The sequence below is a fragment of the Nocardia sp. NPDC101769 genome, from assembly GCF_044766925.1.
In the GTDB taxonomy this organism is placed as follows: domain Bacteria; phylum Actinomycetota; class Actinomycetes; order Mycobacteriales; family Mycobacteriaceae; genus Nocardia.
The window spans coordinates 545317-569027 of the sequence record NZ_JBIWMX010000003.1; the positions used below are offsets into that span (position 1 = coordinate 545317).

General features: G+C 69.5%; 18 protein-coding genes. 6 read left to right on the forward strand and 12 right to left on the reverse strand.

Translation table 11 applies throughout. The features are described 5' to 3' along the window. Positions 1–51: 51 nt before the first annotated feature. The 3 genes from ACIRRA_RS08300 to ACIRRA_RS08310 form a co-directional block, all read right to left on the reverse strand. On the reverse strand, positions 52–2799 hold the full coding sequence (locus ACIRRA_RS08300; RefSeq protein WP_402764731.1) for an acyltransferase domain-containing protein: 2748 nt from the start codon (positions 2797–2799) through the stop codon (positions 52–54). Positions 2800–3021: 222 nt separating this feature from the next. Then, a complete protein-coding gene (locus ACIRRA_RS08305) occupies positions 3022–3195 on the reverse strand; it encodes a type II toxin-antitoxin system VapB family antitoxin (RefSeq protein WP_402764734.1) in 174 nt (57 codons plus the stop codon). A gap of 143 nt (positions 3196–3338) precedes the next feature. Beyond that, a complete protein-coding gene (locus ACIRRA_RS08310; protein ID WP_402764737.1) occupies positions 3339–4313 on the reverse strand; it encodes an NAD(P)H-dependent flavin oxidoreductase in 975 nt (324 codons plus the stop codon). A gap of 284 nt (positions 4314–4597) precedes the next feature. On the opposite strand from ACIRRA_RS08310, the gene fadD5 reads away from it, so the two are divergent. After that, a complete protein-coding gene (gene fadD5 / locus ACIRRA_RS08315) occupies positions 4598–6163 on the forward strand; it encodes a fatty-acid--CoA ligase FadD5 (RefSeq protein ID WP_402764739.1) in 1566 nt (521 codons plus the stop codon). A gap of 12 nt (positions 6164–6175) precedes the next feature. Here the strand turns inward: fadD5 and ACIRRA_RS08320 are convergent, their stop codons facing one another. Beyond that, positions 6176–8620: a YbhN family protein gene (locus ACIRRA_RS08320; protein WP_402764742.1), complete on the reverse strand. Its 2445-nt coding sequence runs from the start codon at positions 8618–8620 to the stop codon at positions 6176–6178. A 210-nt stretch (positions 8621–8830) separates the two neighbouring features. On the opposite strand from ACIRRA_RS08320, the gene ACIRRA_RS08325 reads away from it, so the two are divergent. Then, complete coding sequence (locus ACIRRA_RS08325) at positions 8831–9457, forward strand: GDSL-type esterase/lipase family protein (protein ID WP_402764745.1); 627 nt, start codon at positions 8831–8833, stop codon at positions 9455–9457. On the opposite strand, the gene ACIRRA_RS08330 is transcribed toward ACIRRA_RS08325, so the two are convergent. Continuing rightward, the gene (locus tag ACIRRA_RS08330; protein WP_402764747.1) at positions 9403–10902 is read right to left on the reverse strand and encodes a threonine/serine exporter ThrE family protein; all 1500 of its coding nucleotides are present in this window, start codon (positions 10900–10902) and stop codon (positions 9403–9405) included. The genes ACIRRA_RS08325 and ACIRRA_RS08330 overlap by 55 nt on opposite strands. A gap of 182 nt (positions 10903–11084) precedes the next feature. Between ACIRRA_RS08330 and ACIRRA_RS08335 the strand changes: the two genes are divergently transcribed. Both ACIRRA_RS08335 and ACIRRA_RS08340 read left to right on the forward strand, forming a co-directional pair. Continuing rightward, positions 11085–12002, forward strand: a complete 918-nt coding sequence (locus ACIRRA_RS08335; RefSeq protein WP_402764749.1) for a LysR family transcriptional regulator — start codon at positions 11085–11087, stop codon at positions 12000–12002. A gap of 25 nt (positions 12003–12027) precedes the next feature. Next, positions 12028–12672, forward strand: coding sequence for a class I SAM-dependent methyltransferase (locus tag ACIRRA_RS08340; RefSeq protein ID WP_402764752.1), 645 nt, complete (start codon positions 12028–12030; stop codon positions 12670–12672). On the opposite strand, the gene ACIRRA_RS08345 is transcribed toward ACIRRA_RS08340, so the two are convergent. Further along, a complete protein-coding gene (locus tag ACIRRA_RS08345) occupies positions 12647–13555 on the reverse strand; it encodes an NmrA family NAD(P)-binding protein (RefSeq protein ID WP_402764754.1) in 909 nt (302 codons plus the stop codon). The two genes, ACIRRA_RS08340 and ACIRRA_RS08345, sit on opposite strands and share 26 nt — an antisense overlap. A gap of 87 nt (positions 13556–13642) precedes the next feature. Here ACIRRA_RS08345 and ACIRRA_RS08350 point away from each other — a divergent pair, with 87 nt between their 5' ends. After that, positions 13643–14059 (forward strand): winged helix-turn-helix transcriptional regulator, encoded by a 417-nt coding sequence (locus tag ACIRRA_RS08350; RefSeq protein ID WP_402764756.1) that lies wholly within the window; start codon positions 13643–13645, stop codon positions 14057–14059. 57 nt (positions 14060–14116) lie between these two features. Here the strand turns inward: ACIRRA_RS08350 and ACIRRA_RS08355 are convergent, their stop codons facing one another. The 3 genes from ACIRRA_RS08355 to ACIRRA_RS08365 form a co-directional block, all read right to left on the reverse strand. Next, the gene (locus ACIRRA_RS08355) at positions 14117–15670 is read right to left on the reverse strand and encodes a phytoene desaturase family protein (protein ID WP_402764759.1); all 1554 of its coding nucleotides are present in this window, start codon (positions 15668–15670) and stop codon (positions 14117–14119) included. A gap of 343 nt (positions 15671–16013) precedes the next feature. After that, positions 16014–17549 carry an FAD-binding protein gene (locus tag ACIRRA_RS08360; protein WP_402764761.1) on the reverse strand — a complete coding sequence of 512 codons (1536 nt, stop codon included), beginning with the start codon at positions 17547–17549 and terminating at the stop codon, positions 16014–16016. An 89-nt stretch (positions 17550–17638) separates the two neighbouring features. Beyond that, complete coding sequence (locus ACIRRA_RS08365) at positions 17639–18541, reverse strand: NADP-dependent oxidoreductase (RefSeq protein ID WP_402764764.1); 903 nt, start codon at positions 18539–18541, stop codon at positions 17639–17641. A gap of 66 nt (positions 18542–18607) precedes the next feature. On the opposite strand from ACIRRA_RS08365, the gene ACIRRA_RS08370 reads away from it, so the two are divergent. Further along, positions 18608–19030, forward strand: coding sequence for a winged helix-turn-helix transcriptional regulator (locus ACIRRA_RS08370; protein WP_402764767.1), 423 nt, complete (start codon positions 18608–18610; stop codon positions 19028–19030). Positions 19031–19042: 12 nt separating this feature from the next. Here the strand turns inward: ACIRRA_RS08370 and ACIRRA_RS08375 are convergent, their stop codons facing one another. The 3 genes from ACIRRA_RS08375 to ACIRRA_RS08385 form a co-directional block, all read right to left on the reverse strand. Then, entirely contained in the window at positions 19043–19681 is a 639-nt protein-coding gene (locus tag ACIRRA_RS08375) for a class I SAM-dependent DNA methyltransferase (RefSeq protein WP_402764770.1), read from the reverse strand. Positions 19682–19690: 9 nt separating this feature from the next. Then, the gene (locus tag ACIRRA_RS08380) at positions 19691–21634 is read right to left on the reverse strand and encodes a DUF6301 family protein (protein WP_402764772.1); all 1944 of its coding nucleotides are present in this window, start codon (positions 21632–21634) and stop codon (positions 19691–19693) included. 136 nt (positions 21635–21770) lie between these two features. After that, positions 21771–23702: a CocE/NonD family hydrolase gene (locus ACIRRA_RS08385; protein ID WP_402764775.1), complete on the reverse strand. Its 1932-nt coding sequence runs from the start codon at positions 23700–23702 to the stop codon at positions 21771–21773. Positions 23703–23711: the final 9 nt, after the last annotated feature.

Sequence of the window (23711 nt, forward strand, 5' to 3'; positions counted from 1 at the left end):
GTCGCATACGGACACGCGGATTCTGCCCCAATTGACCGTTTTGCCCGGCTGTCAGGCCGCGGGGCCGACCTCCCACTCCACGCAGATGACCCGCCGATCCACCTGCGCCGCCGCCAGTTTCCGCACCGCACCCGGCTCGGCCGCACTGGGCACACAGGTCAGCAGCACGGTGAAATCGGTGGCATCCGCCGTCGTCAACTCCAGTAGATTCGCCGCCGCCACCAGCCGCGTCTCCCCCGACGCGTGCACCACGCCCCGGACCGCCGAACCGCACTCGCGAATGTCCTGCAGCGCCGTCGCCAGATCGGTGCGATCGGCGCAGTCGCACCGCATCACCACGATCCGCTCCTCCATACCCGTCAACCCCGGCGGCAGCGGCCGCGGCGTGCGGGTCAGCACCACCACGTCCCGCGCCCCCGCCTCCAGCAACCACCGCACCGCGACCTCACCCTGCGGGCCCAGCCCGCCCGCGACCACATAGGTTCCGTCCGGCCGGATCTCGACGGCCGGAAAGGCCGGTGCCGGTGGCGGCCCAACCGGGTATGCCGCGCCGAAGCCGTCGTCCCCCCACCGGCGCCGCACACCGGAATCCGATCTGCGCCATTGCCGTTGCGGTGGAGGGGCTGTGAGCGAGCCGAGGGCCGTCCAATCCACGGCGCGCCCGTCCAGATACCCCCGCGCGACGGTGTGCAGAAAACTCTCCGCCTCGCCGTCGCGAGCCAGCACGGCCTGCGCCCCCTCCGGGTACGGGGTGCGCTCACGCCATCCCGTGGTCGGCACCGGCTGCGGGCCGATCTCGAGGATCCTCGAAATCCCGTCGGCGGCAGCTGATTCCAACGCCGCGGCCAAGTGGACGGGATGCCATGCGTTGGCGGCCCAGTAGGCGGCGTCGGTGCGCAGGTCGTCCGTGGCGGGCGGCGCCGTGGTGCGGGTGGTCTCGTCCTCGGGGGCCCGGGTGTCCGGCAATAGCGGCATCGGGCGGGGTCGGGTGGTCGAGTAGAACGGCAGCTGCGGCGGAAGCGCGGCGAGATCGGTGAGTTCATCGTGCAATTCGGCGGCACGGTCGCGGATCGCCGGCAGGTGCGCGGCGGCGGGCATTGCGTCGGCCGGGAGGCGCTGGGCGAAGATGGCGCGGCGATGGGCCCGCCGCACGAGGGCGTCGATATAGCGGGGCTCGCCCGCCACGGTGATGGCGGTCGGACCGTCCACGGTGGCGACGGCGACATCGGCGCGCATGGGCTCGACCAGCCGGGTCACCTCTGCGAGAGTCGCCTCGAGAACGGCCGCGGCCGCACCCTCGCCCGCCCGCTCGAGCAGCCGCGCCCGCGCCACCACCACCCGTGCCCCGTCGTCCAGCGACAACGCACCGCACGCGACCGCGGCGGCGACCTCACCGACGCCGTGCCCGGCCACCGCATCCGCGTGCAGCCCCACCGACTCGAGCAACTCGGCCAGTGCGACCTGAAAGGCGAACAGTGCCGAGTGCTCGAATACGATGTCGCCCGCGCCGGATTCGCCCGATGTGTCGCTCTCGCAGCCGAATTCGCGGGCATGATCGGGCCCGTGGTCGCCGCCTCGCCGCGGCGCCTCGACGAGCCGGCCGGAGGCGGGGACTGCCGAGCCGGCGGACGGTGCGCGACCGCATCCCGCCTCGGGTGGCCCCGCACTCGGCCTGGTCGCAGGGGTCGTTCGGTGGAATCCATTGCGCGGCGTCCAGACTCGTGGGCCGCCGGCCGCTGCCACGGCGTCCACGGCCGCGGTCAACGCCGCCGCGAAGACCGGGTACCGGGCCGCGAGCGCGCGTCCCATGCGCGGGTGGCCGCCGGTTCCGGGGAAGAGGAAGAGCGTGCCGCCGTCATGATCGGTGCGGACCGGGTCGAAGATGCCGGTGGTCGCGCGTGGGAGGGGTACGGCCGTCACCGTTCCCGTGGTGTGCGCGCTCACAGGTGTGATGGCGATGCGGCGGGCCAGGGTGCGCAACTGGGCCGCGGCGTCGGCGGTATCGCGGGCGAGGACCGCGGCGCGGGTGGGTTCGGGTATGAGCCGGGCAGTGGCGGAGGCGAATTCGCGCAGTGAGCGATAGGAGCCGATCGCGACGGCCCAGCGCAGCGCGAGGGCGTGGATGGCGGCCGGGTCGCGTCCGGTGAGGGGGAGCAGTACCGGGGGTTCGTCGCCGCGGTCGAGGGCCGGGGGCCCACCCGGGCGCGCGGGGTCGTCCAGGGCGATGTGCGCGTCGGGGCTGTCCGCCTCGGGAAAGCCGATGGCGGGCCCGCCGATGTCGGCGTAGCGGCGGGTCCGGCTCCGTAGCGCGTCGGTCGTGCGCTGCAGCACCAGGACGGTGCAGATGCCATTGCCGCCGCCCGCTCCGGTGGCGACTCCGCTGCCGAGGTTCCTGGGCACCGGTATTCTGAGGTCCGAAATGTCCGGTAGCAGAGCAAGATCCACGCCGCCCGCGATGACGAAGGGCACGGCTTCGTCGGCCAGCAGCCGTACGCCCATGTCCACGGCGACCAGCGGTGAGGCGCGCCGGCTGTCCACGGTGAGGCTGGGACCGCGCAGGTCCAGGGCACGCGAAAGGTGGTGGGCGCTATTGGTGCCGCCGACCGCGCCGAAGACCACCGCCGCATTGGACGCCGGCGCCAGGCAGCCCAATCCGGAGTCGTCCAGTGCTTCCACGGCGACCTCGAGGTTGGTGCGCTGGCGCGGGGTGAGCCCGGCGGCTTCGAGGCGATCGATGCCGAACCACTCGTGATCGAACTCCAGACCCGTCGACCGGCAGCCGACACCGACGATCGACACCCGGGGGAAGGGGGTGGGATCTGTTGATGCTCTCGTACTCTGCCGCACAGGAATGCCCTCCCGTGTCCGCGCGCTGTCGGCCGTCGAGGTACCACGGGTAATTCTGCCAAGATTTCGCCGTGGCCAGAAGAACTTTCGCGCAGGCGAATTCGTCACCCGGCGCCGTGCAGGTCAGCGCCTACCCGACCTCCCCGAGGGCATCGGGGTCATCGTTCCGCATGATTACGAGGCCGTGGCCGTCCGTCCCTGAAGGGGATGGTCGAAATCCTCGGCGGTGGCATGGGAACTGAAGAACCGGAGTGCTAGGTTCACCGCGTCCTGTTCGGTGTTCACACCCGAGATGGCCATGGTCCGGCGCAGCGCGTCGTCGTCGAGATAGATTCGAGTGATGGCCATTTCGGGCACCTCCGCCGCATCCGTCGTGTCCTCGAAGCATGACGGATCGAGCAGCCGCCGATAGCCGGAATGGCCAGAGCCCTTGGCAGGAAATGCCAAGGGCTCTGTCGTAATTGTCTGGGACGTACGGACTTTCGCCGGAATTATCCGATCATGCCCGCGAGCCGCTGCTGGACCAGCGCCTCCGCCTCGGTGACCATCCGGGAGACCAGCTCACCGCAGGTCGGAATGTCGTCGATGAGGCCCTGCACCTGACCGGCCGACCAGATACCGGCGTCCAGGTCGCCCTCCTCGAACACCCGGCGGCCGCGCGCGCCCGCCACCAGATCCCTGACGTCCTCGAACTTGCCGCCGGCCTTCTCGATCTCGACGACCTTGCGGCTGATCTCGTTGTCCGCCACGCGGGCGGTGTTGTGCATGGTGCGGAAGATGAGCTGGGTGGCCCGCTCCGAGTTGGAGACGATCTGCTCCTTGACCGTCTGGTGGATCGCCGACTCCTGGGTGCACATGAAGCGGGTGCCCATGTTCACGCCGTCCGCGCCCAGCGCCAGCGCCGCGACCAGGCCGCGGGCGTCGGCGATACCGCCGGAGGCGATGACCGGGATGTCGAGGGCCCGGGTGGCGGCCGGAATCAGGATCAGGCCCGGCACATCGTCCTCGCCCGGGTGCCCGGCGCATTCGAAGCCGTCGATGGACACACCGTCCACGCCGATCTTCTGCGCCTTGAGCGCGTGCCGCACGCTGGTGCACTTGTGCAGCACCTTGATGCCGGCTTCCTTGTAGTACGGCAGGAAGGGCTCAGGATTGGACCCGGCGGTCTCCACGATCTTCACGCCGGACTCGATGATCGCCTGGACGTACTCCTGGTACGGCGGCGGGTTGATCGACGGCAGGATGGTGACGTTCACGCCGAACGGCTTGTCGGTGAGCTCACGCGCGCGGTCGATCTCGCGGCGCAGATCGTCGGGGGTGGGCTGGGTGAGCGCGGTGATGATGCCGAGACCGCCCGCCTCGGAGACGGCGGCGGCCAGTTCGGCGCGGCCGACCCACATCATGCCGCCCTGCACGATGGGGTGCTCGACCCCGAAGGTCTCGGTGAATCTGGTCTTCAGTGCCATGGGCGCTGTCCTCTCCCTGCCTCTCGCAAACTGCCCCGATACTCGCATAGTTGCATATGGAGCGACAACCCTGATGTGAGTCGAAGTTTGCACCTGACCAGGGCCGTGACCAGTGAACGCGGAGGTGGCTGCTCATGGTTATGTCTGTCTACTAGGCCCCAATACATGCTCTGAACTGCTGAATGAAGCTGTGAGAACTTTTCGGTGAAACCTTCTCTGTAACCCTTGTCACGTCAGAAAGTTAAGCGATATTCTCGCTGTTGATCAGCGTGAAAGGACACCGCATGACCTTCCAGCCGCTAGACGAGCCGATCCGGTCGCGTCGCAACCACTGGGTGAACCAGGTCGCGACTCACGCGGCCATGCGGCCAGGTCAGGTCGCCTTCAAGTTCAAGGGTGTGGACACCACCTGGAAGCAGCTGCACGAGCGGTCGGAGCAGTTCGCCGACGCGCTGTCCCGTCGAGGGGTCGGGTTCGGCGATCGTGTGCTCATTCTGGCGCTGAACTACACCGAGTACATCGAGGCCGTCATGGGCATCAATGCGCTCGGGGCCGTCGCGGTGCCGGTGAACTTCCGGCTCACCCCGCCCGAGGTCGCCTACATCGTGGCCGACTCCGGGGCCAAGGCCATCGTCACCGACTCGGCGCTGCAGCCGCTGGCTGTCGGCGTCGCCGGGCAGGCCCCGGACCTGTCCACGGTCGTGGTCATCAACGGGCAGACCGGTGCGGGCGTCATCGGCTACGACGACTTCCTGGCCGAGCCGGGCGAACCGCATGCGCCACTGGACATTCCGGAAGAAACCCCCTGCCTGATCATGTACACCTCGGGCACCACCGGCAGCCCCAAGGGCGCGGTGCTCACCCACGCGAACATGAACGCGCAGGCGCTGACCTGTATCCGGGCCATGGAGATCACCCCGGACTCCATCGGCTTCTGTAGCTCACCGCTGTTCCACATCGCCGGATTGGGCTCGCTCACCCCGTATTTCATGCTCGGCGGCAAGACCGTGCTGCACCCGCTGGGCGCGTTCGACGCCACTGAATTCCTCGACGCCGTCGAGGCCGAGCAGGCCACCGCCGCCTTCTGCGTGCCGGTGCAGTGGCAGCTCATCTGCGAGGAGCCGACGGTCAAGCAGCGCAAGCTCGCACTGCAGGCGTTGTGCTGGGGTGCGGCCCCCGCCTCGGACACGGTGCTGCGCGCCATGGCCGACTGCTTCCCGAACGCCTTCAATGTGGCGGTCTTCGGCCAGACCGAGATGTCACCCATCACCTGCGTGCTCGAGGGCAAGGACGCGCTGCGCAAGATCGGCTCGGTCGGCCTGCCGATCCCCACCATCCAGGCCCGCGTGGTCGACGACGAGATGAACGATGTCGCGCCCGGTACGGTCGGCGAGATCGTCTATCGCGGACCGACTCTCATGCAGGGGTACTGGAACAAGCCCGAGGCCACCGCGGAGGCCTTCCACGGCGGCTGGTTCCACTCCGGCGACCTGGTCCGCCAGGACGAGGAGGGCTTCATCTACGTGGTGGACCGCAAGAAGGACATGCTCATCTCCGGCGGCGAGAACATCTACTGCGCCGAGATCGAGAACGTGCTCTTCGCACACCCCAAGATCCATGAGGCCGCCGTCGTGGGTCGCGCGCACGAGAAGTGGGGCGAGGTGCCGGTCGCGGTGGTCGCGCTCATCGACGGTGTCGACGACCTGACCCTCGAAGAGCTGGAACCGTTCCTGAACGAGTCGCTGGCCCGCTACAAACATCCTGAGCACCTGGTGGTCGTGCCCGAGCTGCCCCGCAATGCCAGCGGCAAGGTCGTGAAGGTCGAACTGCGCAAAGCGTATTCGGCGTAACCCGCGACAGTTTCAGATCATGTCGTTGGCAGTGAGCCAGCGCATGATGGGCCAGCCGCAGAACACCGGCAGCCAGCAGGTCAGCACCCGGTAGAGCAGGACGGCGGGGACCGCGATCCCCGCCGAGACACCGAAGGCGGCCAGACCACCGATGAGGGCGGCCTCCACCGCGCCCACACCGCCGGGGGTCGGGGCGGCCGAGGCCAGGGTGCCGCCGATCATGGTGACGATGGTGACGGTCACGAAAGTCGTACTGCCGCCGAAGGCTTCGATGCTCGCCCACAGCGCCAGCGCCATGCCCAGTGTGGTGGTGGCGCAGCCGCCCACGATCATGGCCAGCCGGCCGGGCCGCCGGGCCAGATCCTTCAGCTGGCCCACCACCTCCGCCAGCTGCGGGCGCACCTCGTTGAGCAGCCACTTGCGGACCTTGGGGACGAACATGGTCACGCCCAGCAGGCCCAGCAGGGCGCCCGCCACCAGGTACAGCACGGTGGCGCTGGGCACGAAATGCGACAGGTTCGTGGAGGTTCCGGCCAGCGCGCCGAAGATCAGCAGCAGCACCAGGTGGGTCACCACCTGCACCGTCTGCTGCAGGGCGACCACCGCGGTGGCCCGCACCGCGCCCAGGCCGCCCTTCTGCAGGAACCGCACACTCAGCGCCAGACCGCCGACGCCGGCCGGGGTGGTGGTCGCGGCGAAGGTGTTGGCGATCTGCATGAGCAGCAGGTTGCCGAACCTGACGGCCTCGGAGGCGCACGCCCACAACGCCATTGCCGCACCCACATAGGTCAGGGCGGACACGGTCAGCCCGAGCAGCGCCCAGCCCCAGTTCAGGTTGCGCAGCTCCGAGGCGAAGGTGGGCACCGCGCTGATGTACGGGTAGGCCACGTACACCAGGCCGATGAGCAGCACCAGCTGGATGATCTGGTTGCGCGAGAAGCGGGTGATCTGCGCGGCCTCGATCTTGTCCTGCCCGGTTTGCGCGGCCACCTCCGCACGGATGTTCTTCATCAACTCGCCCGCGTCCGGCACCGCCTTGCGGACGTGGGTGGGCACCGCGGTCTTGGTGAGGCGGGCCGAGGCGTCCAGCACCGCCTGCTTGTCCAGTACTTCGAGCGCGGTGCGCACGGCCGGGCCGACACCGAACAGGTCCGCGGAGGACAGCAGCAGCTGGGCCACGTCGGAGTCGAAACGCACCTGGTACGCACCGAATTCGGAATGCACGAACCCGCCGAACAGCACGGTGCCGTCGTCGAGGACCCGGATCTCCTCGGCGTGGAGTTCGCCGTGTGAGATCTGGGCCTGGTGCATGCTGTGCAGCGCCTGCCACACCCGGGTCAGCGTCGGCTCCCCGTCGGCGGCGGCCAGCGGCCGGCCCTGGGGCACGGTGTGCGCGTACACCATCCAGCCGCGGTCCAGCGCCGCAACGGTGAGCGGTTTGTTGCTGGCCAGGCCCAGGTCGGCGATGGCGAAACCCATCAGGGCGCGATGCTCGACCGCGCGGCGCATGGAGGCGAACGGCGCCGGGTACTCGCCGCTGCGAATCGTGAGCCAGCGCTTGAGTTGCTGCAGCATGCCGCGGCTGCGCTGGTTCGCGCCGTACATCTCGATGATCAATTCATTGTCCGGCGAACGGGATTCACCGGACTCCGCCGCGGCGGACGTGCCGTTGGGTGAGGCGCCCAGTTCCGGCTGTGGCACCGTGCTCGCCGAAAGCACCAGTGGCCCACGGGCGGCCGGGCGCAGCACCTTGAAGGCGGTCACCCGGAAGCCGCGCTGGGCCAGCACCCGCACCGCCGCGCCGAGGGGCACCTCGAGCGCGGGCGTGCCGACCACCAGCACGATCACCGCACCCACCAGCCAGCCCACCACCAGGCCCAGCGCGGCCCGGGCGGGCACCACCAGTGAGACGAACAGGTGGATCGGCACGAAGGCCAGCAGCAGCGTCCACCACCAGCGTCGCGCCCGCGCCGGCAGCCAGGGGCTGGCCACCGTGAGCGTCGCCGCCAGCATGGCGATCCAGCGCGGATCGTCGAGGAACTGCGACAGGAAGGTGTTGACCTGTCCCGGTTCCGACAGATGCCAGCGCGGCGCGGAGAAGCCGGCGCCGGTGATGGAGAACAGGCCCAGCGCGATCAGGCCCGCGGAGATGAAGCCCGCCAGCAGCTTCCACTGCCCGCGCAGCACCAGCCGCACCAGAATGGCGAAGGGCAGCGCGAGAATGGCGATTCCGTAGACGATGTAGACCAGGTTCGACTGTTCCGGTGTCAGGAACCCCACGATGCCGGAGACCGAGCGCTCCAACGCCTCCCACTGCGGCCTGGTGATCAGCGATCCGGCGATGACAATGGCCACCGACAGCGCGGACAGCACAACACGCAGAATGTCACTGGTCCGGCGGATCCGCGGCTGCAGCAGGCTGCCGGAGACGGGAATTTCCCGCCCGTCGACTCGCATGTCCTATTCGCGCTTTCGGATCGTGGGAACGGCTGTGGTCCCATGGTCGGCTCGGTGTGAGTATGAGGCAGGCGACGGCATCACCGACCACCCAACACGCTGGTAACCGTAACAGTGTCTGATTCGCCCCTCCGCTCCGCTCCGGGGCGGGTTGTTCCGGCTTGATGCGAGTCTTCGATGGATCGCGAACGGGCGTGCGAGGATCGGGCCGTGGTGCTCGATCTCCGTGTGTGTTTCGTCGGTGAGTCCTTCGTCGCGGGCGTCGGTGATCAGAAATGCCTGGGCTGGGCGGGCCGGCTGGCGGCCCGGGCCACGGCGGCCGGACAGCCGCTGACCTACTACAACCTCGGTATCAGACGGGAGAACAGCACCGAGCTGCGGGCCCGCTGGGAGGCCGAGTGCACGCCCCGGCTACCCGCGGGTGCGGACTGCCGGGTGGTGATCTCCACCGGCGTCAACGACACCCGGATCGAGGATGGCCGGCCCCGGGTCGATCCCGGTGAGTCGGAGCGCAATCTGGCCGACATCCTGCGCCGGGCGCGGGAAAAGGGCTGGCAGACAATGGTGGTCGCGCCGCCGCCGAATGTCGACGACGAGCACAATGCCCGGCTGCGGGCGCTCGACGCCCGCTTCGCCAACCTGTGCGAGGAGGCCGAGGTGCCCTACCTGCGGGCGCATCAGCCGTTGCGCGAGAACCAGATCTGGATGCGCGATGTCGCCGCCGGCGACGGCTTCCATCCGGGCGCGACCGGCTACGACGAGTTCGCCGCCCTGCTCGCGCCTCACTGGCTGCTCTGGCTGGCCGATCCGGGCTCGGAACTGCCCCTGGTGCGCTGAGTTTCGGTTCCGGGTCCCAGCCAGTCCTCGACCATGCCCTGGAGTCGCGGCTCCCGGGTCGAGGTCACCAGGCCCGAGCCGACCAGCACGCCCAGCGCGATGGCGAGCACGGTGAGCACAGCGGTGACCATGATGTGCAGCCCGTTGGGGTCGTTCTCGGTGACCAGCGCGGAGATCCCGCTCAGGCTCATGCCGCCGGGCACCAGCATCCAGAAGGCGGGCAGGAACACGACCTGTGTCGGCGGGGCATCCTTGAAGCGCTGCACCAGGTATGCCACCGGCACCGCCACCATGCCGCCGAGGAACGAGCCGAGCAGCCCGCCGCCGAGCTGGGTGCCCAGCTGCTGCCCGCAGAACGCCGCGTACAGCACGATCAGCAGCCAGCCCAGGGATTTCGGCGGTGCGCTGGCCCGCCAGCTGTGGCCCAGTCCGATCAGCAGCACACCGAGTATCGGCGTCCACCAACCCAATCCGTGTCCGGCGTGCGGTGACACCGTGGGCAGCGTGCCCAGCAGTTGCAGCCCGACCAGCACCCCGAAGGCCAGCAGCACCAGCTTGTTGAAGCCGTAGATGGTGCGGCTGGCGCCCGCGACCATGGATCCGGTGGCCAGCTCGATGGATCCGTTGGTGAGCATGGCGCCCGGCAGCAGGCTCGAAACCGAGGGGATCAGCAGCTGGGAGGGATTGCCGCCGCCGAGCGCGTTGGGAAAACCGAACGACAGCAGGGTGACCACCGCACCGGCGAGCACCGGCAGGCTGGTGGACAGCAGCCGGAACCGGTCGGCCGCCATGATCAGCAGCTGCACCGCCAGTCCGAGCACGATGTAGCCGAGCAGGGCGGTGGAGGTGGGGTTGAGCATCAAGCCCAGCCCTACGGTGAGCACCACATTGCCGGTCAGCAACCGCCACACCGGTGTCGGCTGCGGGGAGGCGAGGATGTCCTCGAGCGCCGCGGTGGCCTCGGCCGGCGGCGGCAGTTCGTTCGTGATCCGATCGATGAGTTCGTAGAGCGCGGCGATCTGATCCAGGCGCAGGGTGTCGGAGTCGGCCTCCAGCAGGTCCATCGCCGATCCGCGCGAATCCTGTACGCGCACGAACACTCCCGTGGGCAGCACGAAGAAGTGCACCTCGGTGGCGTCGTAGCATCGCGCGAGTTCGTCGAGGACGTCCTGTACCCGACCGGTGGTCTCGCCGGAGCGGATCAGGGCTACGCCCATGTGCCGCAGCAGATCCAGCAGGTCGGCGGAGATGGGGGGTTCCTCCGGCGGCGGGGCCTGCGCCACGGGGGCGACCGCGCCGGGGCTGACCCGCCGCAGCCAGCGGTCCATGGATCCGGCGGCCTTGCGGGTGGCCCCGTAGAGGCCGCGCGACAGCGTGCTCCGGCCGCGCGCCGCGCGCCGGTGCTGTGAATGGTGCCCCGACCGACTCGTAGGTCTCGCCTCCATAAATGAGCAACTCTGTAGCAATCAAAATCTAGCGCGCGGCGGGCCCGGATCCGCCGGACGCGAGCCATATCACTCCGATGCGTCCCCGCTCTGGAGTGGAAGTGCCGATAGCATCCCGCCCGAATCCCGGCTTCCAAGCCATGGGGTATGCCTACCGGTTGCCCTCTTCCTAACCTGGTGACATGGATATCGATACGCGACTGCTGCGCTACTTCCTGGCAGTCGCGGACGCGGAGAACCTGCCGCGGGCGGCGCAGCGACTACATGTCGCGCAGCCCGCGCTGGCGACCCAGATCAAACAGCTGGAACAGCAGCTGGGTGTGGAGCTGTTCATTCGTTCCCGCGCGGGCTGGACCCTCACCGCGGCCGGCAAGGTGCTCGCCGAGCAGGTGCCGGCGCTGCTGGCGTCCTGGGACCGGATCCTGCGCGACACCAAGAGCGATGCCAGCCGCGCCTCCCGCGTGCTGCGGCTGGGCTGCGTGAACAGCGCTGCCGACGGCCACATTCCGGAGATCATCCGGGTCTTCCACCGGCTGCATCCGGACTGGCAGGTCGATCTGCACCAGGGCGGCTGGACCGACCCGACCGCCGGGCTGGACGAGGGCGACGTCGATGTCGCCCTGTTGCGCCTGCCCTTTCCGGGCCAGGACGAATATCACCTGCGGGAGCTTTTCGCCGAACCGCGCTGGATCGCGCTGCCCGAGGACCATCCGCTGGCCCAGCGCGACGACATCGCCTTCCGGGAGCTGTGGGACGAGCCGTATGTCGCCTCGCCCGCGGAAACCGGCTGGTGGCGCGACTATTGGATGGGCCTGGATTCGCGGCCGGCGGATACCGCCATCATCGGGGCCATCGCCCGCAATACCGAGGAATGGCTGCGTGCCATCGCCAATGGCTTCGGCGTGAGTTTCACCCCCGCCTCCACCGCCCGCACCGAGTACCCGGGTGTGGTGTTCCGGCCCGTGCACGGCATCGGCCCCACCCGGGTGGCGGTGGTGTGGCCGGACGCCTCCGAGTCCGATCCGGTCGTGCGGTATTTCATCCGCTGCTGCTCCGACATCATGGGTCAGCACGGCGCGGACGGCCGTCGCACCTCCTAGCCGCCGGTCGGACATGATTGGGGGCATGAGCGACCAGCACGAGCACTGGCAGCGCACCTACCGCACGCATCCGGAGATGTACGGCGACGAGCCGTCGGAGGCCGCCGTGTACGCGGCGCGCCTGTTCCGCGAGCGCGGGGCCCGCGACGTGCTGGAACTGGGCGCGGGCCACGGCCGGGACGCACTCCACCTGGCGCGCCAGGGTTTTCGGGTGACCGCCACCGATTTCAGTGCCGTCGCGCTGGCGCAACTGCGGGAGCGGGCGGACGCCGAAGGCGCGGGCGAGCGGGTTCGCACCCTGGAACACGATGTCCGCCAGCCGATTCCGCTGCCCTACCGCAGCGTGGACGCGGTGTACGCACACATGCTGCTGTGCATGGACCTCAGCACCCAGGAGATCCGCGACCTGGTCGCCGAGATCCGCCGCGTCCTCAAACCCGGTGGCGCCTTCGTCTACACCGTCCGCAATACCGATGACGCCCACTTCGGCAGCGGCAAATCCCTCGGCGACGACATCTATGAGCACGGCGGCTTCGCCGTGCACTTCTTCTCCGCGGAACTCGTCGAGACCCTGGCCGCCGGATGGGAGCTGCACGACCGCCATTCCTTCGAGGAGGGCGAGCTGCCCCGCCGCCTGTGGCTCGTCACCCAGCTGCTCCCGGCCCGCTGACCGCGTCCGCGATCTCGGCGTGGATCGGGCGCGGCACGCCGGACAGCAGGGCGGGCAGATCGCTGTGGGTGGCGTGCAGGAAGCCCGCCTTCAGGTTGGAGAACAGCGACACCGTGTGCCCGATCCGATACGGTTCGAGTCCCCCGCCGAGCAGGCTGTCGCGCAGCTCGGTGAGCGGCACGTCCCGGTATTCGACCGGGCGGCCGAGGGATTCGCTCAGCAGCCCGGCGATCTCCGCGCCGCTGACCGAGGTCACGCCCTCCAGCTCGTAGGTGCGACCGGCGTGCGCGGTGGACGTTCCGGCGCGCAGGTCGCGCTCGACCTCGGCGGCCACCCGCACCGCGACCTCGGCCAGATCCTCCCGCGCGACTCCGGAGATGCGGCCGGTGCCGAACGGTGCTGCGAAAACGCCGGTGGCGGCGGCGGATTCGGCCGCCCCGGCCGCCAGGCCCACCGGCACCTCGCTGTAGAACCCGTTGCGCAGCACGGTCACCTCGAAAGGCGCTGCGGCCAGCTGCTTCTCGGTCCACAGGTGCGGGACGGCGATGGTGGTGTGCCCGGCCGACGCCGAGAGGCTGGTGTAGATGACGTGCCGCACCCCGGCGGCCGTCGCGGCCGCCACCACCGCGCCGTGGCGGGCCGTCACCACATCGTCCTCGGCGAATCCGGCGGAGATGAACACCAGCGTGTCCACGCCGTCGAAGCCGGCGGTCAGGGATGCGGGATCGTCGAAATCGATGTGCCGGGCGGTGTTGCCGGTGTGCTGCGCGGCTCTGCCGTCACCGGAACTGGTGCCCGCCACCACCTCCAGATCCGGCCGGGCCCGCAGGCCCGCCAGCACCAGTCCGCCCAGAGCGCCGGAAACGCCGGTCACGAGAATCATTGCGCTACTCCTTGCGTTGAGAAGGTCGTGGACCACGACCTGACCGAGCTTCCGGCGACGGCGGCGACCTGGGAAGAAGGCACTTCGTTGTCAGTCACGAACACCGCTGTTACCGACCAGGCCGTAGCCTCTGTTCCCATCGGGCCGTGTGGCGATGACCACTGCGGCATCCGCGACACCCTGGACCGGATCGGCGACAAATGGACCGTGCAGGTGCTGGTCGAACTGCGCAAGGGCGTGCGCCGGTTCGGCGAGCTGCAGCGCGCCGTGCCCGGTATCTCGCAACGCATGCTGACGCTCACCACGAAAAGGCTGCTGCGCGACGGGTTCCTGGAGCGCACGGCGTACCCGACCATTCCGCCGCAGGTGGAGTACCGGCTCACCGAGATGGGTGAGAGCCTGGCCGGGGTCGCCTTCTACCTGGCCGACTGGTCGCGCGCGCACATGGACGCGGTGGCCGCGGCCCGCGCCCGCTGGGACGCGGAGCACGGCGAACTGGACTGAGCGCCGATGCCGGTCGCTCGGCCCCACATGCGGCCTCAGCCCCGCATGCGGTTTCGCTCAGCCTTCTTCGAGGACGGCCATGGCGGCATTGTGGCCGCCGATGCCGCTGACGCCGCCGCCGCGCACCGCGCCCGCGCCGCACAGCAGGACATTGCGGTGTCCGGTCGCGACGCCCCACCGGGCGGCGGGGCTGTCGTCGGCGTCGTCGGCGCGGTAGGGAAAGGCCAGGTCCGCGTGGAAGATATGGCCGCCGGGCATGCTGATCTCGTGTTCGAGCTCGACCGGGGTGCGGGCCTCCAGGCACGGATTGCCCTCGCCGTCCAGGGCGAGACAGTCGCGGATGGGTTCGGCCAGCACCGAATCCAGTTGCGCCAGTGTGGCATCCACCAGCCGCTCCTTGGCGCCCCGCGGGTCGTCGGCGAAAAGCCGTGCGGGCGTGTGCAGCCCGAACAGGGTGAGGGTGTGGAAGCCGCGCTCGTTCAGCTCCGGCGCGAGGATCGACGGGTCGGTCAGGGTGTGGCAGTAGATCTCCGAGGGCGGGGCCGAGGGCAGCGCGCCCGCCGCCGCCTCCCGATAGGCGCGCTCGAGCTGACCGGCCGATTCGGCGATGTGGAAGGTGCCGGCGAACGCGGTGCGCGGATCCACCTGCGGGTCACGGAGTTTCGGTAGTCGTCGCAGCAGCATATTGATCTTCAGTTGCGCGCCCTCGGGTTTCTCGGCCGACTCGCCCAGCAGTCCCGCGAGCACATACGGCGCGGCGCTCACCAGCACGTGCCGCGCGCTCGCCACGTGCCCGTGATCACCGCGCAGGAAGTGCACATCTGCGGTGTCGCCGTAGGGATCGATGCTGGTGACGGTGCATCCGGTGCGCAACTCGGCCCCGGCGGCGCGGGCTGCGCCGGCGAGTGCGTCGGTGAGCGCGCCCATGCCGCCGACGGGCACATTCCAGTCGCCGGTGCCGCCGCCGATCACGTGGTAGAGGAAGCATCGGTTCTGCCGCAGCGCCGGATCGTGGGCGTGGGTGAAGGTGCCGATGAGCGCATCGGTGAGGACCACGCCGCGCACGGTGTCGTCGGTGAAGGCGGCCTCCACCGATTCGCCCAGCGGCCGTTCGAAAATCGTCTCCCAGGCCGTGGAATCGTCCACCGTGCGCTGCAATTCGGCGCGGGTGGGCAGCGGGTGGGTCAGGGTCGGGAAGACGCGCTCGGCGAGGTGTCCCATCATTGCGTAGAAGCGCTGCCAGGCTTCGTAATCCCGCTCCGATCCGGTGACCTGCGCGAAGCTGGCCCGGGTGGCGGCCTCGGAACCGTTGTCCACCAGCAACCCGGTGTCACCGATCGGCGTGTACGACGCGATGCGCCGCTTGCGGGTCTCGAAGCTCAGGTCCAGGTCTCGAACGATGCGCTCGGGCAGCAGGCTCACCAGGTACGAGTAGCGCGACAGTCGCGCGTCGAAGCCCGGGAACACCCGCTCGGACACGGCCGCGCCTCCGGTGTGGGTCCGGCGTTCCAGCACCAGCACCGAACGCCCGGCCCGGGCCAGGTAGGCGGCGGCCACCAGGCCGTTGTGGCCGCCGCCCACCACGATCACGTCGTATCCCGCTCGCGTCATGCGCCCATCGCATCACAACTGTGTTTGATTTGCCCTCCGCTTCGCTTCGGGCGGGTTCGCTGTGTTGAATTTGCCCTCCGCTTCGCTCCGGGCGGGTTCGCGGCGCTGAAGGTCTCGTTCTTCCCTCCTCCGCTCCTCCGCTTCGCTCCCCCGCTCCGTCAGTCCAGAACGAGACGCGCCGCGAACCAGCTGTGGTGAATTTGCCCTCTGCTTCGCTTCGGGCGGGTTCGCGGCGCTGGAGGTCTCGTTCTTCCCTCTTCCGCTCCTCCAAGGCGCAGGTTTATGGAGCCGTTCGCTCCGCCGCCCCGCGCTGGCGCCGCGAACCTTTGGGCGGTGGGAGCGGCTAGCGGCCGCTCATGTCGAGTGCCGCCAGGTGGCTGAACAGCACCGACGCGCCGATCGGATTGCCGCCACCGGGGTAGACGGTTCCGCTGACCGCCGCCATGGTGTTGCCCGCGGCGTACAGTCCCGGGATCGGCTCGCCGTCGGTGTTCAGTACGCGCGCGGCGGTGTCGGTGCGCAGCCCGCCCTTGGTGCCCAGATCGGAGATGCCGAAGGCGGCCGCGTGGAACGGGCCCTTCACGATCGGGGTGAGTGGGGGCTCGCCGTTGGAGAAGGCGCGGTCGTAGGCTTCGTCGCCGCGGCCGAAGTCCGGATCCACGCCCTGGGCCGCGAAGTCGTTGAACCGGGCCACGGTCGCCACCAGCGCCTCGGCGGGAACACCGATTTCGGCGGCCAGGCCCTCGAGGGTGTCGGCGGTCTTCCACAGGCCCGCCTCGACATAGCGTTCCGCGTCCACCATCGGCACATTGCTGGCCTTGATGGGCGGTACGACACCTTCGGTGTCGTCGTAGATCATCCAGAACGGAAGTGTCGCCGAGCCGTCGTTCAGGTGCTCGATGATGTCGCGGCCGAGCCGGTCGTAGGGTGCCGACTCGTTGACGAAGCGTTCTCCGGCCTGGTTGACGAAGATGCCGCCGGTGAACCACAGCGCGAAGGCCGCACGCCCGTCCGGGTGCACCAGGCCCGGCGACCACCACGCCTGATCCATCAGGTCGGTGTCCGCGCCCACCGCGATGCCCGCCTCGTGCGCCCTACCCTGATTTCCCCACGGCCCCATGGTGTCTCGGGCCACGCCCGGCACACCGTAGCGCTGCCGCAGTTCGTCGTTGCCCTCGAAACCACCGGCGGCCAGCAGCACGCCCTTGCGGGCCCGGATGGCCACTCGCTGCCCCTCGCGCTCGACGATCGCCCCGACCACAGCGCCGTCCTCGGTGACCAGCTCGACCAGCGTGGAGTTCAGGTACAGCCTGGCGTCGGGGTACTTGGACAGCGCCAGCAGGAACCGGCCGACGAGGGCCCGCCCGCCGATCAGGTAGTCGGGCTGCGGATCGCCGTGGCGGTCGGTGCCCAGCGGCCCGCGCACCGAGTCGCTCAGCTCGCCCAGCTTCGCGGCCCGCAGCGGCGCGGGGATGATGTGCCGCTTGCCGTCCAGCCGCGCCTTCGGCGCCTTGCCGAAATAGTCCGGCCACGGAAACATCTGGAACTCGAAAGCCTCGTCCTGCTCCAGGTATTCGATGACCTTGGCGCCCTTGCGGACATAGGTTTCCTGCAGCTCGGCCGGGGTACGGTCGCCGACCACGGACCGGAAGTAGGTGAGCGCGTCCTCGATGGTGTCGTCGACACCCGCGCGCCGCAGCACCGGATTGCACGGGAACCAGACCCCGCCGCCGCCCGAGAACGAGGTGGTGCCGCCGAACTTGTCGGTGGCCTCCACCACCGCCACCGTGAGCCCCTCGCGGGCCGCCGTATAGGCCCCGGCCAGGCCGCCGCCCGACCCTGCCACCAGGACATCGACTTCTTCGTTCCAGTCCGTCACCGTTACTCCCTGATCAACGTGGTCTCTCCGCGACGGTATGCGCCGGGAGCGGCGCGTGCATCAAGTATCCCGATGGCCGGAAAGCCGGATCAGTCGTTCCAGGCGGTCAGGACGATCTTGCCGCGCACCCGGCCGGATTCGCTGAGCTTGTGCGCCTCGGCGGCATCGGCCAGGGACATCACCCGATCGATCTCGCCGCGCAACCGCCCGTCCGTGACCAGGTCCGCGACCGCGCGCAGGTCCGCGCCGGACGGGGCGAACCAGAGGCGGCGATAGCGGGGATCGTCGAGCGGCTCCTCGCCCTGGGCATCGATCATCCGGCCGTGCGGGGTGAGCACCCGCAGCGAGCGGGCCGCATAGTCGCCGCCGACCAGGTCGAACGCGATATCCACGTCGCTGACGGCGGTGGTGAAATCGGTTGCCGTGTAATCGATCAGCTCGTCGACGCCGAGGCCGCTCAGGAAGTCGTGATTGGCCGCGCGGGCTGTGCCGATCACGTAGGCACCGCGTGCCTTGGCGATCTGCACCGCCAGATGACCCACGCCGCCGGCCGCCGCGTGCACCAGAACCCGTTGTCCCGGTTGGACATCGGTGAGCGCCTGCCACGCGGTGAGCACTGCCGTCGGCAGCGCGGCGGCATGGATGCGGTCGAGCCCGGCGGGTCGGTGGGCGAGGAACTGCGCCGGGGTCACCGCGTATTCGGCGTACGCGCCGGAACGGCTGAGCACATTCCCGAAAACCTCGTCACCGGGCCGGAATTCGGTGACCTCCGCGCCGACCTCGGCGACCACACCCGACAGGTCGAAGCCCAGCGTGAACGGCGGCGGGCCCAGCTTGGTGACCGCGCCCGAGCGCAGTTTCCAATCGGCGGCATTGATCGAGGTGGCGGCCACCCGCACCAGCACCTCGCCGGTGCCGGGTCGCGGAACATCGACCTCCACCGTCTCCAGAACGTCCGGTCCGCCGAGGGTGCGCTGACTGATCGCTTTCATGTTCTCGATCCTGCGCCGGATAGTATCTCGTGGAAAGAAGGCACTCTTTTGATCCCGAGGTACCTCATGGATACCGTCTCCGACTGGGAGCCATCCGGAAATCTGGTCGACAGTTACCTGCGGCGCTGCCCTGCCCGCGACATCCTCGCGGTGCTGGCCGACAAGTGGGTGCTGCTGGTGCTGGGCACGCTGCGCAACGAGGGCGGGCCGATCCGATTCAACGAACTGCGCCGCCGCCTCGACGGCATCACCCAGAAGGTGCTCACCCGCACCCTGCGGGACCTGGAACGCGACGGGCTGGTCCGGCGTGCGGTGTATCCGACCGTGCCGCCCCGGGTGGAGTACACGCTCACCGACATGGGCGCCGATCTGGGCCGGATCACCCACGCCATGGGACAGTGGGCGCTGCAGCACGCCGAGGAAATCACCGCCGCCAGAACCGAATTCGACGAGCGGGCGGCACGGGAACCGGAACCGATCCGGCCCTGACCGCCGGCGCGCTCAGACCCTGACCGCCAGCATGGCCGCGTGCGGGGTGTATTCGTCCGGGCGGGCCTCCCGCGACAGCGTGGCGGTGGCCCGGAAACCATGGGCGGCCAGGGCTTCCGCGAAGGTGCCCGGCGCCCACCGATAGGCGGGGGCGACCTTGTGCGCGTAATCCCGCACGCCCGTCGGCTCGTCGGCGGCCTGGAAGCCGAACACGGCGTGCCCACCGGGCCGCACCACCCGCGCGAACTCGGTCAGCACCGCCGGAACACGCTGCGGCGGAATGTGAATGATCGAGTACCAGGCCACCAGCCCGGCCAGCGCGGCGTCGTCGTACCGCAGTCGCTCCATCGGCCCGACCTCGAACGGAATGTCCGGGTATTCCTCCCGGGCCAGCCGGATCATCTCCGGCGACAGATCGACCCCCGACATCTCCAGCCCGGCCGCCGCCAGATGCGAGGTGACCCGTCCCGGCCCGCAGCCGATATCGGCCACCGGGCCGTTTCCGTTCTCCTGCACCGCTTCCACGAAGGCGTCCAGCATCAACCGGTCGAGCGGATTGGTGTGCAGGTACCGGTGGAACAGTTTGGCGTACCGCTCCGCCACCTCGTCGTAGGCGGCCCGGGTGACGCGCATGTCCTCGCTGTCGATCATGCCTCGACTCTAGGCGTCCGGCGCGGCCGTCGGTGCGCCGATCGCGCCCGTCGACGGTGCGCGCACCGCCTGGTACTCGCCGTTCAGCAGCACCCGCAACCGGGCCTGCGGCGGCATCAGGGTGCGCAGCGGCAACACCGCCAGCCGGGCCAGCCGGCGCAGGTCACGCGGCAGGGCGGGCAGCGGAAGATCGATGTGCCACAGCGGATATCGGTGATCGGGATGCTGCCAGCCGTCGCGCAGCATGAATTTCAGGACGCGCGGGGACAATTCGCGGGCGGTCGCGCTGGCCAATTCCAGCCGCAGCAGCTCGTGGTCGACGCCTCGGTCGAGATTGATCCGGGCGCGATGCGGTTCGCCGGCATCCACGGTGAGCTGGCCGGACTCGGTGAGATCGGCGATGAGGGCGGCCAATTCCTCGTAGCACTGCGCCCATTCGCGATCATGGGCGCGGAAGGCGGCGCGCTGCTGCTCGATGATGAGGCGGCGGTCGCGTTCACCCGGCCGCACCAGATACAGCTCCACCGTGTCCGGCTCGGTGACCAGGCCCACCGTGAGCCGGTCATCGGGCCAGGCCGGTCCGTGCGCCTGCCCCAGCACCGCATGGCGCGGCACGCCGAACTCGGCGCGGAAGCCGTCCAGCGCGCGGGCCTGGGCGGCGGTGCGCTGTTCGCGCACCTCGCCGGGCAGGCCCTCGTCGTAGAGGAACGATTCGATGCTGTCGCTGAGGGTGACACACACCGCCTCCAGCCGGTCGCCGTCGAAGCAGAAGCGGGCGCGCGGATCGTCCACGCCCAGCTCGGTGTCCGTCCACACCGTGCGCTCGCCGGTATCGTTGTCGCGCACCGGTTTCCAGCCCACTGCGGCCGCGAAGCCGTCCAGATCGGCGCGCGTCCAGGTCCAGTCGAAGGCCCGCGCGGCGCGGGCGATCTCGACACCGGCGGGCACGTCCACCCGCAGCGGCCCGGCATCGAAATCGGAGACCGCGTGGCGGCGCAGGAATTCGGCGCGCTGGCTGCGCGAGGTGGGATGCGGCGGGACGCCCAGCGGGGTCACGTCCAGATCCGCGCCGCCCTCCGCCCAGGCATCGGCCATCAGCTCGGTGGGCGCGGTGACACCGACCGCGCGCAGCGTGTCGGCAGTGCGCAGCGCCAGCCCGCTCATGGCCACGGCGCCCGCGCGCCGGGACAGGGTGCGCGTCCAGTTGGCCTCGCGCGGCGGCGTCCAGCCCAGGTCGATCAGCCGCTGCTCCGTCTCCGGGCCGTAATACCAGGTGGGGTCGATGAATTCGGCGCGGGCCAGCTCGCCGGTCAGCTGCTCCGGCCCGGCGTCGAACTGCACGAAGCGGCCACCGGGTGCGGTGACCAGCAGTCGTGCGTTCACCGGCAGCGTCTCCAGGAAGCCCGCCAGGTGCTCGGCGAAGCGGGTCCAGGCGCATACGGCGGCGCGGCGGCGGGCGGTCTCGTGCCGGCGTTCCATCCAGTACCGCTGCGCGGTCGGGTTCACCAGCAGCAGGTCGACGGTGTCCACACCGATGGTGAGGCCCGCGAACACGGTCGGGAAACGCCAGGCCGGACCCTCGGCCGGGCCTGCGGCCGGGCTCTCCGGATCGCCCCAGTGCTCGGTGAACACGGCCGCCGTGCGGGCCAGCGCCGCGTCCAGGAGTTCCCGGCTGCCGAACTCCGCGGGGGGCGGGCAGTCGGAGATGGTCACGCGGACATGGTCGAGGCCGCGGTCGCTGCCCCAGAACATGGCCGAGTCCCACCACACCGACAGCCCGGTCCGGGAGAAGACCGGGCCGGTGCGCAGCGTTCCCACCGGCTGCGGACTACTCCATCCGACCAGTCGGGCGAATTCGGAGACATTGCCCGAACCCCAGCGCCAGCCGAACCCCGCTGCCGCTCTCACGATCTCGACCGCACCCGCGGTATCGACACGCACCTCGAAACCCACCCAGCGACACTAACCCCGGCCCGGCCGTGCCGGGGGCCTTCGCGTTGGCGATTAGTCTGTAGGCGGCCGGTGCTTCCCGCACGGGGCGGACAATCCACGGGAAGCCCGGCCACGGTCATCGTCGGGGCCGAATATGTCAGTGCGCCATCGGGAAACGTGAACTTCCCGCGTCGCCCGCCGGAATGATCGGCAACACCAGCGCCGACGGGTGATCCTTGTCGTGATACACGGTCTGGGTCGCGACCTGCGTGTTCGTGTTCTGCCCGAACGGGTCACCGGTATTCGGATTCGGTGCGAACTGCGGGAAATCGCTGCTCGACACCTCGACCCGGATCGCCGATCCGGCCTTGACGAGATAGCTGGTCGGCCAGACATCGATCGTGAACTGATACGGCTGACCCGGCACGATCGGCGACGGATGATCGAGCGAATCGCGGAACGCGGTGCGCACGATGCCGTTGTTGAGATTCACCGTCGAGCCGTCCGGGGCCACCGCCACCACCTTCGCTGTGAAATCGGTGTCGGTCGCGGTCGAGGACGCCCACAGCGTCATGCGAATCGGACCGGTGAGTTCGGTGTCGGAGGGCATCGGCGCGGTCGTATAGGTCAGCACATCCGAACGCTGCTCCACCACGAACTGATCCACCGGGCCCTGCGGTCCCGCCGACGCGCCACAGCACGAGTGCCCGCCCGCGCTGGGCACCGGATTGAGCGGGTCGTAGTCGTAGCGATCCGGCTGCTGCGCGTCCTTCGGGGCATCGGTGGTGAGCAGCCCGGCCCGGCCCTGAATCCCATTGCCGCCATTGCCGGACAGGTAATAGGTGGTCCACCGGGTATCCGGCAGCGGCCAGGCCGTGGCCGACTTCCACTTGTTCGCACCCATCAGGAAGTAGTCGACGACCGGCTTCCCGGATACCTTGTTGTCCTTGCCCTTCAGGAAATGGTCGTACCAGGCCAGCATGAGGTCGTTGATCGGACTGTCGCCCGCCGCACCGCTCGCCGCCAGCATCGGGGTCTCCACCTTGCTGCCCGGACGCCCCCAGCCGACGTGATCCCACGGGCCCAGCACCAGCCGCTGCCCCGCACGGGCCTCCGGCGTGCCGCCGCCGGCGACCATGCCGGAGAAATTCTGCACCCCGCCCGCGAGAAACGCGTCGTACCAACCCTCTACATCCAGCACCGGGACCTTCACATTCGCGTACCGATCGCGAATGCTCCACTGCTTCCAGTAATCGTCGCGGGTGGAGTGCGAGATCCAGTCGTAGAACCACGGCGCGACCGCCCCATCACCCGGGTGCAGCGGCGGAAACTGCTGATACGGGCGGAAACCCAGCCAGCGCGTGTAGTCCGCGCCATCGACCCCCAACTGCTTGGCGGTGGCGGTGTCACCACGATTGAGGGCCGCGCTCGCACCGATGGTCTCCATGGCCCACGGTTCCACGAACGCCAGGCGGAACGCACCGCCCTCATAGGTCCAGTCGTCGTAATAATCCGAGGCGGTATTGGCGGGCACGATGGTCGTCAGATGCGGCGGCGCGCCGACGGCCGCAAGCCATTGCGTCGCACCGACATACGACGAACCGTACATCCCGACCTTGCCATTCGAGCCCGGCAAGGTGGCGGCCCACTCCACCGAGTCGTAGCCGTCATTGGTGTCATTCGCGAACTCGGTGAACGTGCCGCCCGACGCGCCTTGACCCCGAATGTCCTGCACCACAACCAGATAGCAGTGTGACGCGAACCAGTCCGGGGTCTGATAGCGGAACGGCTGAATCTGCGCGCCGGTCTTCCCGTACTGCGTCCGCATCAGAATCACCGGCACCGGATCCTCCGATTTGGGCCGATACACATCGGCTTTCAGCACCACGCCGTCGCGCATGGTCGCGGGAACATTCTCCTGCTTGTCGACCGCGCACGACCCGCGTCCGTCCGACGGCGGCCAGCTCGCCGCACCCTGCGGCGCCGACCCGCCCCCACCGCTCCCGCAGCCTGCCGCCACCAGCGCGACCGCCCCGACCACCGCCCCCACTCGAGCGATCGGACCGCGCCCTCTCCCACTACGGCTCATGGATCGACG

Excerpts from the sequence above, each read along its gene's own strand:
- ACIRRA_RS08375 (WP_402764770.1), bottom strand. The coding sequence starts at position 19,681 with ATGATCGACAGCGAGGACATGCGCGTCACCCGGGCCGCCTACGACGAG.
- ACIRRA_RS08320 (WP_402764742.1), bottom strand. The coding sequence starts at position 8,620 with ATGCGAGTCGACGGGCGGGAAATTCCCGTCTCCGGCAGCCTGCTGCAG.
- ACIRRA_RS08355 (WP_402764759.1), bottom strand. The coding sequence starts at position 15,670 with ATGACGCGAGCGGGATACGACGTGATCGTGGTGGGCGGCGGCCACAAC.
- ACIRRA_RS08305 (WP_402764734.1), bottom strand. The coding sequence starts at position 3,195 with ATGGCCATCACTCGAATCTATCTCGACGACGACGCGCTGCGCCGGACC.
- ACIRRA_RS08365 (WP_402764764.1), bottom strand. The coding sequence starts at position 18,541 with ATGAAAGCGATCAGTCAGCGCACCCTCGGCGGACCGGACGTTCTGGAG.
- ACIRRA_RS08345 (WP_402764754.1), bottom strand. The coding sequence starts at position 13,555 with ATGATTCTCGTGACCGGCGTTTCCGGCGCTCTGGGCGGACTGGTGCTG.
- ACIRRA_RS08340 (WP_402764752.1), top strand. The coding sequence starts at position 12,028 with ATGAGCGACCAGCACGAGCACTGGCAGCGCACCTACCGCACGCATCCG.
- fadD5 (WP_402764739.1), top strand. The coding sequence starts at position 4,598 with ATGACCTTCCAGCCGCTAGACGAGCCGATCCGGTCGCGTCGCAACCAC.
- ACIRRA_RS08310 (WP_402764737.1), bottom strand. The coding sequence starts at position 4,313 with ATGGCACTGAAGACCAGATTCACCGAGACCTTCGGGGTCGAGCACCCC.
- ACIRRA_RS08330 (WP_402764747.1), bottom strand. The coding sequence starts at position 10,902 with ATGGAGGCGAGACCTACGAGTCGGTCGGGGCACCATTCACAGCACCGG.
- ACIRRA_RS08370 (WP_402764767.1), top strand. The coding sequence starts at position 18,608 with ATGGATACCGTCTCCGACTGGGAGCCATCCGGAAATCTGGTCGACAGT.
- ACIRRA_RS08335 (WP_402764749.1), top strand. The coding sequence starts at position 11,085 with ATGGATATCGATACGCGACTGCTGCGCTACTTCCTGGCAGTCGCGGAC.
- ACIRRA_RS08385 (WP_402764775.1), bottom strand. The coding sequence starts at position 23,702 with ATGAGCCGTAGTGGGAGAGGGCGCGGTCCGATCGCTCGAGTGGGGGCG.